This window comes from Paenibacillus sp. ALE3 (genome assembly GCF_054113405.1).
In genome coordinates, this window is record NZ_CM134214.1 from 1393391 (window position 1) to 1407585 (window position 14195).

11 protein-coding genes are annotated in these 14195 nt (G+C 45.9%); 10 read left to right on the plus strand and 1 reads right to left on the minus strand.

Features of this window, described 5'->3' with window-relative positions; genetic code table 11:
* Nucleotides 1-188 precede the first annotated feature (188 nt).
* The 4 genes from ACXHJ2_RS06380 (at nucleotide 189) to holA (ending at nucleotide 6468) form a co-directional block, all read left to right on the plus strand.
* The gene (locus tag ACXHJ2_RS06380; RefSeq protein ID WP_165079558.1) at nucleotides 189-2807 is read left to right on the plus strand and encodes a ComEC/Rec2 family competence protein; all 2619 of its coding nucleotides are present in this window, start codon (nucleotides 189-191) and stop codon (nucleotides 2805-2807) included.
* A 407-nt stretch (nucleotides 2808-3214) separates the two neighbouring features.
* Complete coding sequence (locus tag ACXHJ2_RS06385; protein WP_013311184.1) at nucleotides 3215-3763, plus strand: RNA polymerase sigma factor; 549 nt, start codon at nucleotides 3215-3217, stop codon at nucleotides 3761-3763.
* On the plus strand, nucleotides 3760-5223 hold the full coding sequence (locus ACXHJ2_RS06390; protein WP_165079559.1) for an anti-sigma factor: 1464 nt from the start codon (nucleotides 3760-3762) through the stop codon (nucleotides 5221-5223). Before ACXHJ2_RS06385 ends, ACXHJ2_RS06390 begins: the two co-directional genes overlap by 4 nt.
* Before the next feature lie 213 nt (nucleotides 5224-5436).
* Entirely contained in the window at nucleotides 5437-6468 is a 1032-nt protein-coding gene (holA, locus tag ACXHJ2_RS06395; RefSeq protein ID WP_165079560.1) for a DNA polymerase III subunit delta, read from the plus strand.
* A gap of 83 nt (nucleotides 6469-6551) precedes the next feature.
* Here the strand turns inward: holA and rpsT are convergent, their stop codons facing one another.
* Nucleotides 6552-6824 carry a 30S ribosomal protein S20 gene (gene rpsT / locus ACXHJ2_RS06400; protein ID WP_013372187.1) on the minus strand — a complete coding sequence of 91 codons (273 nt, stop codon included), beginning with the start codon at nucleotides 6822-6824 and terminating at the stop codon, nucleotides 6552-6554.
* A gap of 198 nt (nucleotides 6825-7022) precedes the next feature.
* Between rpsT and gpr the strand changes: the two genes are divergently transcribed.
* The 6 genes from gpr (at nucleotide 7023) to ACXHJ2_RS06430 (ending at nucleotide 14170) form a co-directional block, all read left to right on the plus strand.
* Complete coding sequence (gpr, locus tag ACXHJ2_RS06405; protein WP_016821624.1) at nucleotides 7023-8024, plus strand: GPR endopeptidase; 1002 nt, start codon at nucleotides 7023-7025, stop codon at nucleotides 8022-8024.
* Nucleotides 8025-8256: 232 nt separating this feature from the next.
* Nucleotides 8257-9516, plus strand: a complete 1260-nt coding sequence (locus ACXHJ2_RS06410) for a stage II sporulation protein P (RefSeq protein WP_165079561.1) — start codon at nucleotides 8257-8259, stop codon at nucleotides 9514-9516.
* Nucleotides 9517-9543: 27 nt separating this feature from the next.
* Entirely contained in the window at nucleotides 9544-10053 is a 510-nt protein-coding gene (locus tag ACXHJ2_RS06415; RefSeq protein ID WP_165079562.1) for a hypothetical protein, read from the plus strand.
* Between the two features lie 71 nt (nucleotides 10054-10124).
* Nucleotides 10125-11939 carry a translation elongation factor 4 gene (gene lepA, locus ACXHJ2_RS06420; RefSeq protein ID WP_165079563.1) on the plus strand — a complete coding sequence of 605 codons (1815 nt, stop codon included), beginning with the start codon at nucleotides 10125-10127 and terminating at the stop codon, nucleotides 11937-11939.
* 410 nt (nucleotides 11940-12349) lie between these two features.
* On the plus strand, nucleotides 12350-13537 hold the full coding sequence (gene hemW / locus ACXHJ2_RS06425; protein ID WP_025674281.1) for a radical SAM family heme chaperone HemW: 1188 nt from the start codon (nucleotides 12350-12352) through the stop codon (nucleotides 13535-13537).
* A gap of 156 nt (nucleotides 13538-13693) precedes the next feature.
* The gene (locus ACXHJ2_RS06430) at nucleotides 13694-14170 is read left to right on the plus strand and encodes an N-acetyltransferase (protein ID WP_025674283.1); all 477 of its coding nucleotides are present in this window, start codon (nucleotides 13694-13696) and stop codon (nucleotides 14168-14170) included.
* Nucleotides 14171-14195 lie beyond the last annotated feature (25 nt).

Sequence of the window (14195 nt, forward strand, 5' to 3'; positions counted from 1 at the left end):
GAACCTCTGACAATGTTATTTTGTCAGGGGTTCTTTTTTTGTTTTGTGTGTTGACAGAAAGCAATGTTTGCTAATGGGAAGGTGATTGTATTCAAGCCCAACTTGTGTTTACTAGGCCTATATTAAGCCTCACTGTTTGTTGGATTATAGGAAGTGCGGGAGCGTGTCTGTATTCGGGACGTATACTTTTGGTGCTGTGGGCGGGAATTACTCTGGTTTTCCCGCTTATAGCTTTATTGATGAAAATTCCTATCCGACATATGGTATTGCTGTGGATTGCATTGAGTGGTGGTGGATTTCATTGGTTTTGGCATGATGGGCATAACGTGAGCAGTATTCCTGGTGCACTTCATGTATCTTCTTCTGTCATAGAAGACATGCCTGTTCAAGCATTAGGGTTTATTGCTTCAGAAGTTGAGATTGATGGTGATCGTGCGCAGTTTGAAATGAGAGTTACTTCAATTCATCACTTTGCTAGTCATTCCAATAAGGATGAACAACGGGGGTCTATTTCTGAACAGGTCATTGTTCATATCAAGTTGGCTGCGAAGCAGGAACAGCAACTTGCGGCAGCATGGCAGCGTGGGGATGCAATCCTGCTGCGTGGCAGCTTAAAGGCACCAGCAAAAGCGGGGAACTTTGGTAGCTTTGATTACAGTGAGTACCTGCACACGCAGGAAATTCACTGGCTTATCAAGGGGGCTGGAGCCGCCTCGTTACAGAGGCAGAAGGCTTCACTGTGGAACCGCTACACATTATTGAGATGGAATGATCAGCTTAGAGAGCAGCTAGGTCTAAAAATGGAATCTGCTTTTACATCACTTCTTCACGCAGGATATATGAAAGGTCTGATACTTGGGGTTACAGATGAGCTGGACCCAGCAACGTATAATGAATTTACGCAGCTTGGTTTAACGCATATTTTGGCGATATCAGGTATGCATGTGGCGGTATATGCGGCCACATTATTATATTTACTCAAGCTGTTACGAGTTAGCCGTGAAACCTCTCTTACGATTGTGATGGTACTGATTCCGGCTTATGTGCTGCTGACAGGTGCTTCTCCCTCTGTTGTAAGAGCAGGGATTATGGCGATGATCGGCTTGTTTGCAGCTCGGCGAGGGTTGCTCAAGGACGGACTTAATATTTTAAGTATATCTGCGTTGCTTATGCTGCTATGGAATCCATACTACCTGCTTAGCGTCAGCTTTCAGCTTTCCTTTTTGGTGACAGGTGGGTTGCTCATATATATGCCGCTTATGAAGCCGTTTTTCGCCAAATGGCCCCTCTTGATCGGTGGTGAAGTTGCGATCACAATCACGGCACAGCTTGTTTCGTTTCCAATGACGGTGTTCTACTTTAATCAATTTTCGATATTATCATTTGCAGCTAATTTTTTACTTGTCCCCCTGATTACATATATCGTGCTTCCACTAGGTACGGTGGCAATGGGAATGGCCTTTTTATGGGGGGAGGGGGCTCGCATCCTTGCGTGGCCAGCGGAGCAATTAAACGATCTAACCTTTTCGCTTGTGAAATGGATGAATGTGGATGATGCTTATGTGAGTATTTGGCCGTCTTCTTCTATTCTGTGGGTTCTGGCATATTACGCAGCTTTGTACAGCGTTCTGTACTGGCTCAAAACATGGTTGATATCTCGAAGGCAAACAGGCGACATTTCCGATGTGAAATCTAATCCCATAGCTTCACCTGTGCATACAGGACTAGCGGCTTCTGCCGAGTGGGCGGCTATTTTGCAAACGGATCATGAACCGAAGGGTGCAGGGAAATTTGCGCATCGACAGTGGGATGGATATCGTCATGTGGCACTGGCTTTAAGTGGTATTGCCTGGCTTGGCATACTATGTATAGGGTACCAATCTCCTAGTGAAAGAAACACGGGAGTTGTTCAATATCTGGATGTGGGCCAAGGTGATAGCATTTTAATTACAACGCCGGGAGGAAAACATATTTTGGTAGATGGCGGGGGTACGATGGACTTTGCAACAGGGAAAAATGCTTGGCGCAAGCGTACAGATCCCTACGAGGTTGGCGCGGATACGATTGTCCCTTTGCTAAAGCAACGTGGGGTGCATCGGCTGGACGCTGTCATTTTAACGCATGGAGACCATGATCATGCCGGAGGACTACAGGCTATATTTGACCAGATTCCCGTAACCACCTTGTTTTTTAATGGTACCCTAACAGACAAAGCTCCATTTCGAAAGTTGTTAAACACGGCTTTGAACAAGCAGATCAAGCTGTACGGTGCACATCATAGCATGGAGTGGGAACCAGACCGGGATACGACAATTCGCTTTCTCTATCCGTTTAAGCTGGAGGAGAACGAATCTGGGCAGTTGCCTGTTATGAAGGAACAGAATCATTATTCCGTTGCCATGATTTTAGAGATGGAGGGGGCTTCATTTTTATTCACAGGAGATATGGATGATGCCGCAGAGTCGCTGTTGCTTTCTGAATTAACCCATTCTTCATCCCATGTGAAAGCTCAGGGAGCAATAGGAGCTGCAAGGAAAGCTGTAGACGTTATGAAAGTGGCACATCACGGAAGTAAGTATTCCACCTCGGAAGAGTGGTTGTCCTATTGGCAGCCGAAAGTATCCGTCATTTCAGTTGGTGCAAGCAACACTTATGGACATCCGAATAAAGCAGTATTGGAACGTTTGGCGGAGGTTGATTCTGCCATATATCGAACAGATACAATGGGAGAGGTACAGATTCGTGCGCAGCAAGGGAAGCTGAGTGTTCGGTATCAACGCAGACGTGAACAGACGAATTCAAAATGATTTTGTTAAAATCATCTTCAACTATAAAAAAGCAGGCTTGTAACAGCCAAGAACCTGCCTGCCGTTAAATCAGATAAGGTATATCAATTCTTAATCGACGATTTTTATTTTCAAGATCCGATTGCTCTATCTTATCGATTACAACTCATATCTGATTTTCTGATTTCTAAGAAGTGACAAAATGTTTCATGCAGTTTAATAGGTCTAGTATTTAGATGTATGTAGGGGCTGAGGGAAGGTGACTACCTTCCCTTTTTCTGTTATTCTAAGGGAGGATACAATGGGGATTCTGGGCATTTTGTTATAATTTTTTTTATTAAAAAAATAAAATTAGCGTCAGACGTCTATCCTGCAACAATTTGCAAAAGGGATACGTCTGTAATATTGCAGGGAGAGGGGGATCCTTTGTGGTAGAGCAGGGACTCATCCGAGCCGCTCAATCGGGCGATCGCGACGCTCTCATTACCCTATTAAGAGAGATAGAACAGCATGTGTACCGTACGGCATATTACATTCTAAATAATGAGCAGGACGCCATGGATGCTTCACAAGAAGCCCTCATACGAATATATTCCAAAATTAACTCTTATGAGGAAAAAGCACAGTTTAAAACCTGGGTCCAGCGCATTGTAACGAACATATGCATCGACAAATTCAGAAGAACAAAGCCTTCGGTTTCCATTGACGAGCATGACATGATATTTAACGACCCCCAAAACGTGGAGGTTGAGGTGTTAACCTCTTACATGGCACAGGATGTTCGTGAGGCTATACAACAGCTCCCGGAACACCACCGGACGGTAATTGTCCTGAGATATTTGCAGGATTTCTCTTATAACGAGATTGCCGATTCTCTGGATTTGCCGCTAAATACGGTCAAGTCATACTTGTATCGTGCAAGACAGCAATTGCAAGGGCTACTTCAGGAATATCAGAAAGGTGGTGTATCAGGATGAAGTGTGGAGAAGAGGTGATGGATTGGATGCAGCGTTATGTGGATCATGAACTGGGCGAAGAAGAGACGTCCCAATTAATGAACCATATTGCGACTTGCCCGGACTGTGCGGAAAAATTCCATATTCTTCAGACACTCTCTCGCGAGCTGGAGGAATTGCCTGCGGTTTCCCCGGCGTTCAGCCTGGTGGATTCCATCATGCCTCAGCTTGATGCCATTGACCGCGCACGTGAAGAGCAGGGAAGCGCGCTTCAGGAAATGCAGCCTGTAGCTGCTGATCCAGAGTCTGGAGCAGGGCCTAGACAACGTACTCAGCCTATACCTTGGTGGAACAGGGTGGGAGGGCGTGCTGCCATGGGCGTGGCTGCCGCTGCCGTTGTACTGGGGATTGTAGTATTCAACTTTGAGCCTAAAACAGTGCAGGATGCGGAAGGTATACTTACATCCCAGTCACCCGAGGTGACAAGCCAGCAGACTCAGACGGAAATTCCAGGTACGACCAATGGGAGTGGAGGACGTGATGCAGCCATTGGAGCGGAATCGACCAAGCAGCCATCTGAACAGGGACAAGGTGCTGATTCCTCTCTGACACCTGCAGATAAGGAACCTGACCTGGGCAACCAGGGAACAGACAGTTCAGATAGCGAAAAGAATCCTTCCAAACAGGATGCTGGGAAGGTCGATGACCAGCAAGCTGGCGAGGAACCTTCAACAAAGTCTGCACCGACTAAGCATTCATCCCATCAGGATGAAAAGCAGGGACAGCCGAACGTCGATCGTCAGGCGACAAAGGATGACTCGCCTGCAGATGCTCCTACATCCGATGACAAACAGCTAAGACAGAAAAAATCTGATCAACCCACGATTGCTCCTGATGAACAGCGGGATCCGAAAATGGAAAAGGCACCTTTAGCGGGTACGAGTACCGCTCAGGAGGATAATAGCGATGATACAAGTACAAATGATGCATCTTCGTCGCTTAGCCAGGAATTAAAGGTACAGAGTCGAATTGCCTCAAATGAAACGTCGAAAGATGCGACATCCAAAAGTGTCACCAAGGATGCGGGGAACTCTTTAGGGGCGGATAGCAGCAATGCCGATTCTAATGATCAGCAATCATCGGTGTCACAAGACCCGGTTCGTAGAGAAGGCTTTGTATCTAATTCGCTGGTCTCTCCGGACAGTAATAATGCTTCCACCTATGGTGCCCAGTCGGCCTCTACAGATCAGTTCAACTCGCCTGATGGTAGCTATGCGGTGGCTATTGAGGGCAAAAAGCTGAAAGTGTATAAGCTTTCCGATAACGGTGTAGACCGAACAACACTGGAAGTCCGTACCCTGAAGGGTGCTTGGGTCAAAGGAAGCTGGTCAGATGACAGCCAGACCTTTATGTATGAGACAGAGCAGGATGGGACTGCAAGTAAATATACGTACACCGTTCCGCGTGGCACTGGAAAATAGTTTTCGTAAGTGGCACTCTTTTTAGAAACAGAGAATAAACTATATGAACCGACGTCGTATCCCGACGGCCGAAAGTTTCTAGAGCTTTCTGCTGCCGTGTTGATATAGATGGTGGTGAAGGGATTCTGCCTAAAGGTGGGGTCCCTTTGTTTGTGTCATGACTTGCCTTCCGGTCGGATGTCAGGTACGATCAGTGGGTGGGGGGAACGGAAAATGGATGTAAAAACAGCCTCTAAGGCTATTCGTAAAGGTGATATTTCGCCAGTGTATCTGTTATATGGCAATGAAAAATATCAAATGAAGCAGTTTGTTGAGATGCTAAAAGAGAAGGTGGTCGAGGAGGAGCATCGTGACTTCGCCATTAGTTCTTATGATTTAACCGAGACGCCAATTGAGGTGGTTGTAGAGGACGCAGAAACAGCGCCTTTTCTGGTGCCAAAGAAGCTAATTATTGTACGGGATACCAGTGTATTTGCAGCAGGCAAAGATAACGGCAAAATAGAGCACCGTCTTGAGACGCTGTTGACTTACATGGATAACCCGACTGACTATAGCGTCATCGTTTTTACGGTTCAGGCTGAAAAGTTGGATGAACGGAAAAAGATCGTCAAGAAACTGAAAAGTGATGCCTCAGTTATTGCTTTCGTCCCTATGGGTGGAGATGATCTTGTGGCTTGGGTCCATAAGCGTGCAGCAGAAAGAGAAGTGCAGTTGGCAGCAGGAGCGGCTGAGAGACTCATTCAATACACGGGTGTCGGGCTTCAATCCTTGGCAGCCGAGATAGATAAGCTGTGCTTGTACGCAGGAGCGCAGGGAACGATCTCATCCGCTGACATTGAATCCCTTGTGCCTCGTAATACAGAGCAGAACGTATTTGCGATGGTTGAGGATCTGGCTAATTTGCGGCTGGATAAGGCGCTCAGTATTTTTTATGAATTGCTTAAGCAAAAAGAAGAACCCATCAAGATAGCAGCTTTGATCACACGGCAGTTTCGTATTATGTTGCAGGTCAAAGAGCTGGCAGGTCAAAGCTATTCTCAGCAACAAATTGCGAGTCAGCTCAGCTTGCATCCTTATGGGGTGAAAGTTGCAGGGGATCAAGCACGACGCTTCCGTTCTGAGCAGCTGCGCCAGCTTCTCTATGAACTGGGCGAACTGGACTATCATATGAAGACAGGTGTCGTTGACAAGGTGCTGGGACTGGAACTGTTTTTAATGAAAATGGGGGCAGGCGCTTCAATCTAATCTCATAAAGTTATAAACTAAAAAATCCTGATCAGCCAAGGCTGGTCAGGATTTTTTCATTAACGTATAAAAGTAGCTCGTGCTTACGCTTGAGCTGTAAGAGCGTTAAGTTTTTTCGCCAAGCGGGATTTCTTGCGAGCAGCTGCATTTTTGTGGATCAGACCTTTAGTTACAGCCTTGTCCAGCTTTTGGGAAGCCACTTTGAAAGCAGCAGCAGCAGCTTCAGCTTCGTTACCTACCAACGCTGTATCGGCAGCTTTAACTGCTGTACGAAGCGCGGATTTTTGGGAAGCGTTCAACGCACGGCGTTTGTCGCTAGTTTTAACGCGTTTGATAGCGGATTTGATGTTTGGCATTACATTCACCTCCTGTAAAGGCATTACTTATGAACACAAACGTTTCACAACTTAAAATATTTTAGCATGCCACACCTCAAATTGCAATAAGAAAACATTCTGAGACGATGCAAATTACAGGATGAAAATGGATGTGCATAAACCTGTTGGGTGTCTCGCACACTATAGCCAGAGATGGTATATAAGGAGGTTTAAAAGATGGATCTGGATTTGCAGAAGTATGCGGTACGCACGGATTTGGCATTAGAGGCAAGAGAGCTGGCAGAACGGAATCAGCCTGTCCCGCTGACGGGTATAAATGAGAATGTGGAGGAAGATAACGGGATTAAAATTACGCGGCTGGATGTATTAAATGAGGAAGGAGCCAACCGTATTGGGCGGGTACAAGGGCATTACGTTACGCTCGAAGTACCTGGCTTGCGTGAAGGCGACACTGGACTCCAACAACGTGTAGCCATTGCCTTTGCAAAAGAAATGGAGCATTTTATACAAAAAATAGGGATCTCTAAGGTGGCAAGGGTGCTGGTGGTAGGGCTGGGGAATTGGAACGTGACTCCTGATTCGCTGGGTCCGCTTGTCGTTGAAAATTTAATGGTCACCCGTCAATATTTTGAACTGACACCTGATCAGATCAACCCTGGATATCGGGATGTGAGTGCGATTGCGCCGGGTGTTCTTGGTATCACGGGAATCGAATCCAGTGAGATCGTTCAAGGCATTGTGGACCGCACAAAACCAGAGCTTATTATTGCTATTGATGCTTTGGCGTCACGTTCACTGGAGCGTGTCAATACGACCATCCAGGTGGCGGATATCGGAATACATCCGGGTTCAGGTATTGGCAACAAGCGCCGCGGTATCACCAAGGATATTATGGGGGTTCCGTGTATTGCTATCGGCGTTCCAACGGTATGCTACGCTTCGACTATCGTCAATAATGTAATCGAACTGATGAAAACGCATTTTACCAAAGAAAAGGCTTCTACCAAAGTAATTCTGGGAATGTTGGATGATATTTCAGAACCTGAGAGACTCGGGCTGGTGAGAGAGGTACTTCAACCGCTGGGGCATGATTTGATTGTGACTCCAAAAGAGATCGATGAATTTATTGAAGATATCGCGAATATCATTGCGACCGGTTTGAACGCAGCTCTACATGAGGCTGTTGATCCCGACAATGTCGCCGCTTATACGCATTAATGAAAGGCTAGCAAAACCATCTTTCTAAGACACGACAGAAAATCTCTATTTAACAGGTAGCCTATCTCTTTCAAAAAGGGATGGGCTTGTCCTGTAGATAGAGATTTTTGTGTTCTAGTAATTGTTCTCCGTTCATAGAGTTGAAGTATAAGAGATTTCCGAAACAGATAGGAACCCTGTGTTCTGAATGTAATAAGCGGGTTTCGACGGGACGAAGGAGGACAAGGCTCACATGAAAAAGATTCAGACCTGGAACGTCGGAAGATGGAGAAGAAAAGGTATCGAAATTTTGGCAATGGGACATACGCTTGTGCTGCTCATCATGGGCTCGGCGCTTTTATTTGTCATTTTGGGACTAGGGGGGCTGGCAGAAAATCGTTTGCAAACTTCTCCTGTTTCTTCGATGAAAGGATTGGCAGGCTCGGTGTCCAGTGGTTTTTTCGCGGATATGCTAGGTATGGAGGTACCTCATTTGGCACAAAAGAAACAGCATTCTTCGTTGTCGGGTGAACAATGGTCGCCATTTGTTTTTCAGATGCTTACAGGTATTAATCCGCAAGATCCCAAAAGTCTCATTTCTCGTGAAATTCCTGGCATGGCTGCTGGAGCGCCTGTCATGCTGCGCAAGGGTTCGGGGAACATCAAGGTAGAGGGTCCTACGGATTATCAGCCTGATCAGGGAACGACAGATACCCCTGGGATCTCAAACGCAGCTGAGAACCCGCCGTCTACTACGCCGGATATTCCGACAACACCGGAAACAGACCCTGCACGTGGGGATGATCCAGGTGATTCCGTCAAAGGGGAGAAGCGTATATTAATCTACCATTCTCATCCCAGAGAAGCATATAACCCATTACTGAGCAAAACCAGTTCCAACCCCAATTCAGGCTCTAAGTCAGCTAATGTATCAAGGGTAGGAGACTTTGTAAAGAAGAGACTGGAAAAGCAAGGGATATCTACACTGCATGTAAACAAGGATTATGCCACCACAGTTCAAAATTACAATTGGAACTACTCCTATAAATATTCACGCGCAACAGTCAAGGAGGCTTTGGCTCAAAATAAAGGTTTGACTTATCTGCTTGATATTCATCGTGATTCGCAACGTCATGGAAAAACAACAGCCACCATTAATGGACTTTCTTATGCCAAAGTGTATTTTATCATCGGACATGACAACAAAAATTGGCGTAAAAATGAAGCTTTTGCTGCTCGTATTCATGAAAAGCTGGAAAAATCCTATCACGGCGTATCACGAGGTGTATGGGGAAAAGATGGCGGCAAAGGAAACAACGGTGAATATAATCAAAGCTTGTCTTCGCATAGCATTTTGATCGAAATCGGTGGGATTGACAACACGGAGGAGGAGTTAAAACGAACTTCTGACGTTTTGGCGGACATGATCAGTGAAGTGTATTGGGAGGATCAGAAAGCCCAGAAGGCGGGCACCAACGTATCTGACACCAAAAAGAGCAATAGCGGCAATTAAATAAGGTAGCAGTTAGGGGGGGATATAATGACCGGACATTTTCGTAAAAAAGCGCTTGGATTTGTGCTTCTGATCGGAGCGGGCGTGTTACTTGGCATGCAGCTGGCAGGTTCTGGTCTGCGCTCAGTCTATGGCCCGGAATGGGACGAGAATCCAGTTTCATCAGTAAATCAACAGAAAGTTGAATATGAGCAGACGGTGATTGAGGATACCCCGGCAGCTGATGCCCGAGCGCATAATGGTACGTATAATACAAGTAGAAAGGTCGAGTTTGAGCCACAAACGGACACGAATGAAGGGAATACAAACGAACGAAGTGAGGAACAGACCGCACGCTGGACACATGAATGGGATATTAAGACTGCACAGGATGACAATAATCAGCAGGGCCTAGAGACCCCTCGTGAGTTGCTAGCCGTAAAGGCGCAGCAGGCTTCGGTGGATACCATGGCTGACAAAACGGCTGGACTGCTTCAAAATCTGTCAAGACAGGGCATTCGCTGGGTTGTATCTGTATTTGACGGGGTAACAGAATAGAAATATTGCTGACCCCCCTTACAACTGCTATAATAAGCTGATTGATACTAGGCATTGTGTGGGGGTAAGGCATGACTGACATTTTGGCAAGACAACGTAAAATTCGGAACTTTAGTATCATTGCACATATAGACCATGGTAAATCTACGCTGGCTGACCGGATCTTGGAGTACACCGGTGCACTCACTTCCCGCGAAATGCAGGAGCAAGTGCTTGACCAGATGGAACTGGAGCGGGAGCGCGGGATTACGATTAAGCTCCAGGCAGTGCGACTCACTTATAAGGCCGATGACGGCGAAGAGTACATTTTGAACTTGATTGATACACCGGGACACGTCGATTTTACCTATGAGGTATCTCGTAGTTTGGCAGCCTGCGAAGGTGCTTTGCTGGTAGTAGACGCAGCGCAGGGGATTGAGGCGCAGACATTGGCTAACGTTTATTTGGCGTTGGACAACAATCTGGAGATTTTGCCAGTGCTTAACAAGATTGATTTGCCAAGTGCTGATCCTGAACGGGTAAAGCAGGAGATCGAGGATGTTATCGGTTTGGACACGAGTGAAACCGTACATGCTTCAGCCAAAGCTGGAATCGGTATCAAGGAAATTTTGGAACAAGTGGTCAGAAGTGTGCCTGCTCCGCAAGGAAATCCGGATAATCCGCTCAAGGCGCTTATTTTCGATTCGCATTATGATCCTTATAAAGGCGTTATCGTATATGTACGTGTTGTAGATGGCAGTATCCGTGCGGGTTCGAAAATTAAGATGATGGCCACTGACAAAACGTTTGAGGTTATCGAGGTTGGAGCTTTCATGCCACGTATGACGATCGTGGATGAGCTAAATATCGGTGATGTTGGTTTTATCGTTGCCGGAATCAAGCATGTGGGCGACACTCGTGTCGGGGATACGGTAACGGATGCCAAAAATCCAACACCAGAACCGATGCCAGGCTATCGGAAAATTAATCCAATGGTGTATTGCGGTCTGTACCCGATTGAAACATCGGAATATAACGATTTGCGTGAGGCGCTTGAAAAGCTGCAACTGAACGATGCTTCGCTCAGCTTTGAACCGGAAACATCCAGTGCGTTGGGCTTCGGCTTCCGTTGCGGTTTCCTTGGTCTGCTTCATATGGACGTTATTCAGGAACGTATTGAACGTGAATTCAATATTCCGCTGATTACAACGGCACCAAGCGTAATTTACCGTGTACAATTGACTAACGGGGAAACGCTTGAAATTGATAACCCATCCAACTACCCGGAAGTAGGACGTATTGAACATGTAGAAGAGCCATATGTTAAGGCAGGCATCATCGTGCCAAATGATTATGTAGGTACAGTTATGGAGCTTTGTCAGAGCAAGCGTGGTGAATACGTGAACATGGAGTACCTGGATACAACACGGGTAACGATTACGTACCAGATTCCTTTGTCTGAAATCGTATATGATTTCTTTGATCAGCTTAAATCCAGCACCAAAGGTTATGCTTCCTTTGACTATGAGATTTCAGGCTATCGCCAATCTAATCTGGTGAAGATGGATATTCTGTTGAATGGTGAGCAGGTCGATGCATTGTCATTCATCGTGCATAGAGATCGAGCTTACCACCGCGGACGTATCATTTGTGAGAAGCTGCGCGAGTTGATTCCACGGCAAATGTTCGAGGTGCCAATCCAGGCATCTGTAGGAACAAAGGTTGTTGCGCGTGAAACTGTTAAGGCTATGCGTAAAAACGTCTTGGCCAAATGTTATGGCGGCGATATTTCCCGTAAACGGAAGCTGCTTGAGAAGCAAAAAGAGGGCAAGAAGCGTATGAAGCAGGTCGGTAACGTAGAAGTACCACAGGAAGCATTTATGGCGGTACTGAAGATAGATGAGTAAAGCAGTTTGAAGTATTCGTCCATTCTTTCATGAGGCATTTGCCATGCATGGAGAATGGACGTTCTTTATTTGAGCAAGCTATTCAGGACAGAGAGCTCGTTCAAGTTCTGATTTAGAGTAATATGGCAACTATATTTAAATCTTTAGAGTATGTCTAAAATGTTTTTCGTTTACTGCAACACCTACACCACAAAAAATGACCGATTCGTGGTGGGCAGCAGCGGAGTGGGCCATTTGAATCTGGAGAAGCGTAGCGTTCGCCTTTACTCCCCAATTTTATCCCTAAGAGTGCTTATATAATGGAAAATTGGGGAGTAACAGCGATCAGAAGATCAAATGGAACACGAAGCGGTTGGTCTCGACCTCGGCTCATTTTCTCACTATACCCTGAATCGACAAGGAGGATCGGTATGACCGCATCCATACAAAAACATGAATATTCATCCGCGCCTCAAGCGGTTTATCTGCATATACCTTTTTGCACGAATAAATGCTTTTACTGTGACTTCAACTCTTATGTGCTCAAGGATCAGCCTGTTATGGAATATCTGTATGCCTTAGAACGGGAGATGGAACATACGGTCAAACTTCACCCGCCAGGAGAGATAAAGACCATTTTTGTCGGGGGAGGAACACCAACAACCCTCAATCCGAAGGAAATGGAATATTTCCTGAAGAGCGTTCGTACCTATTTTCCAAACTGGGCGGAAGATATTGAGTTTTCCATGGAAGCCAATCCTGGCACAACTGATTTTGAAAAACTTTCTGTGATGAAAGAGGGCGGCGTCAATCGACTCAGTTTTGGTGTGCAGGCTTTCCAGAATGATCTGCTTACAGGCATAGGTCGTATTCATAGTACAGATGACGTCTATCGTAGTTTGGAAAACGCACGTAAGGCCGGCTTGGACAATCTGTCGATTGACCTGATGTTCGGTTTGCCGAACCAAACGGTCGACATGCTGGATGAAAGCGTCAGTAGAGCGCTGGAGCTGGATCTTCCTCATTACTCTATCTACAGTTTGAAGGTTGAAGAGAACACGCTCTTCCACACGTTATACCAGAAAAATCAGCTGCCACTTCCACATGAAGATGACGAACTGGAAATGTATTTGCTCCTTATGCGTCGCATGAAAGAAGCGGGTTATGAACAGTACGAAATTAGCAATTTCGCTAAACCAGGTTTGGGTAGTAAGCACAATATGACTTATTGGCGGAATGAGGATTATTATGGTCTTGGCGCTGGGGCACATGGTTATGTTGGCAGAGAGCGTCATATGAACATTAAGGGCATTAACCCTTATGTGGAGGCTACTCGGAATGGCCTACCGCGTTTGGACAGCTTTGAGGTGCCGACGGCGGAAGCTATGGAGGACTTCCTCATGGTCGGTTTGAGAATGCTGGAGGGTGTGTCCAAATCCCGCTTTGAAGCTCAATTCGGTCAGACATTGGAAGACACGTTTACAGTTCCTCTTAGAAAAATGCTGAATGCAGGGTTAATCGAATCAATCGAGGATGGGTATCGTTTGAGCGAACGCGGTATTTTATTCGGAAATGACGTATTTGCAGAGTTCATCGGTTCGATCACGGTAAATTCATAAGTTGCAAGCTTCAATACAGTACATTTTGACTTCGTAAGCTGGGCCATCATTTTATTACACCATTCTGCCACAGCAGGGTAAATGGAGTATTGCGATTCTATGCGTAATGTTGTATATTTATTCATTATATGCGGCAAGCGGCAGGAGGAGAGCAAAATGGCTTCAGTGTGTAAAGATGTATTGTGCAGAAGTGCGGTTCCTGAAGATGTGGAGCCTTTATATCAAATGATTAGCGGCTATGCAGAGCGGGGGATTATGCTGCCACGTTCAAGGGAAGTGCTTACGCGCCAACTGGAGCTGTTTATTGTTGCAGAGGTGGACGGCGAAGTCGTTGGTTGTGGTTCTTTATGCAAATTGGGGGCTGATTTGGTAGAAATTCGCTCCCTTGGTATCTCTGAGGGGCATAAAGGAATGGGAATCGGCTCCAAGCTTGTGGAAGGCCTTATTAGAGAAGCACGGCGGCAACATATTCCTAAAATTATGGCACTGACCTACGAGGTATCCTTTTTTATAAAAAACGGTTTTGATGTAGTTAGCAAAGAGATTTTCCCTGAAAAGGTATGGACTGACTGCATTCATTGCAGTAAACAAAACAATTGTGATGAAATCGCAGTGTTGAAAGTACTGAACTGACCTGTCAATAATGAGGTCAGTTCAG

Coding starts and splice junctions, on each gene's coding strand:
- gpr (WP_016821624.1), top strand. CDS start 7,023: ATGGATCTGGATTTGCAGAAGTATGCGGTACGCACGGATTTGGCATTA.
- lepA (WP_165079563.1), top strand. CDS start 10,125: ATGACTGACATTTTGGCAAGACAACGTAAAATTCGGAACTTTAGTATC.
- ACXHJ2_RS06410 (WP_165079561.1), top strand. CDS start 8,257: ATGAAAAAGATTCAGACCTGGAACGTCGGAAGATGGAGAAGAAAAGGT.
- holA (WP_165079560.1), top strand. CDS start 5,437: ATGGATGTAAAAACAGCCTCTAAGGCTATTCGTAAAGGTGATATTTCG.
- ACXHJ2_RS06415 (WP_165079562.1), top strand. CDS start 9,544: ATGACCGGACATTTTCGTAAAAAAGCGCTTGGATTTGTGCTTCTGATC.
- ACXHJ2_RS06430 (WP_025674283.1), top strand. CDS start 13,694: ATGGCTTCAGTGTGTAAAGATGTATTGTGCAGAAGTGCGGTTCCTGAA.
- ACXHJ2_RS06390 (WP_165079559.1), top strand. CDS start 3,760: ATGAAGTGTGGAGAAGAGGTGATGGATTGGATGCAGCGTTATGTGGAT.
- hemW (WP_025674281.1), top strand. CDS start 12,350: ATGACCGCATCCATACAAAAACATGAATATTCATCCGCGCCTCAAGCG.
- rpsT (WP_013372187.1), bottom strand. CDS start 6,824: ATGCCAAACATCAAATCCGCTATCAAACGCGTTAAAACTAGCGACAAA.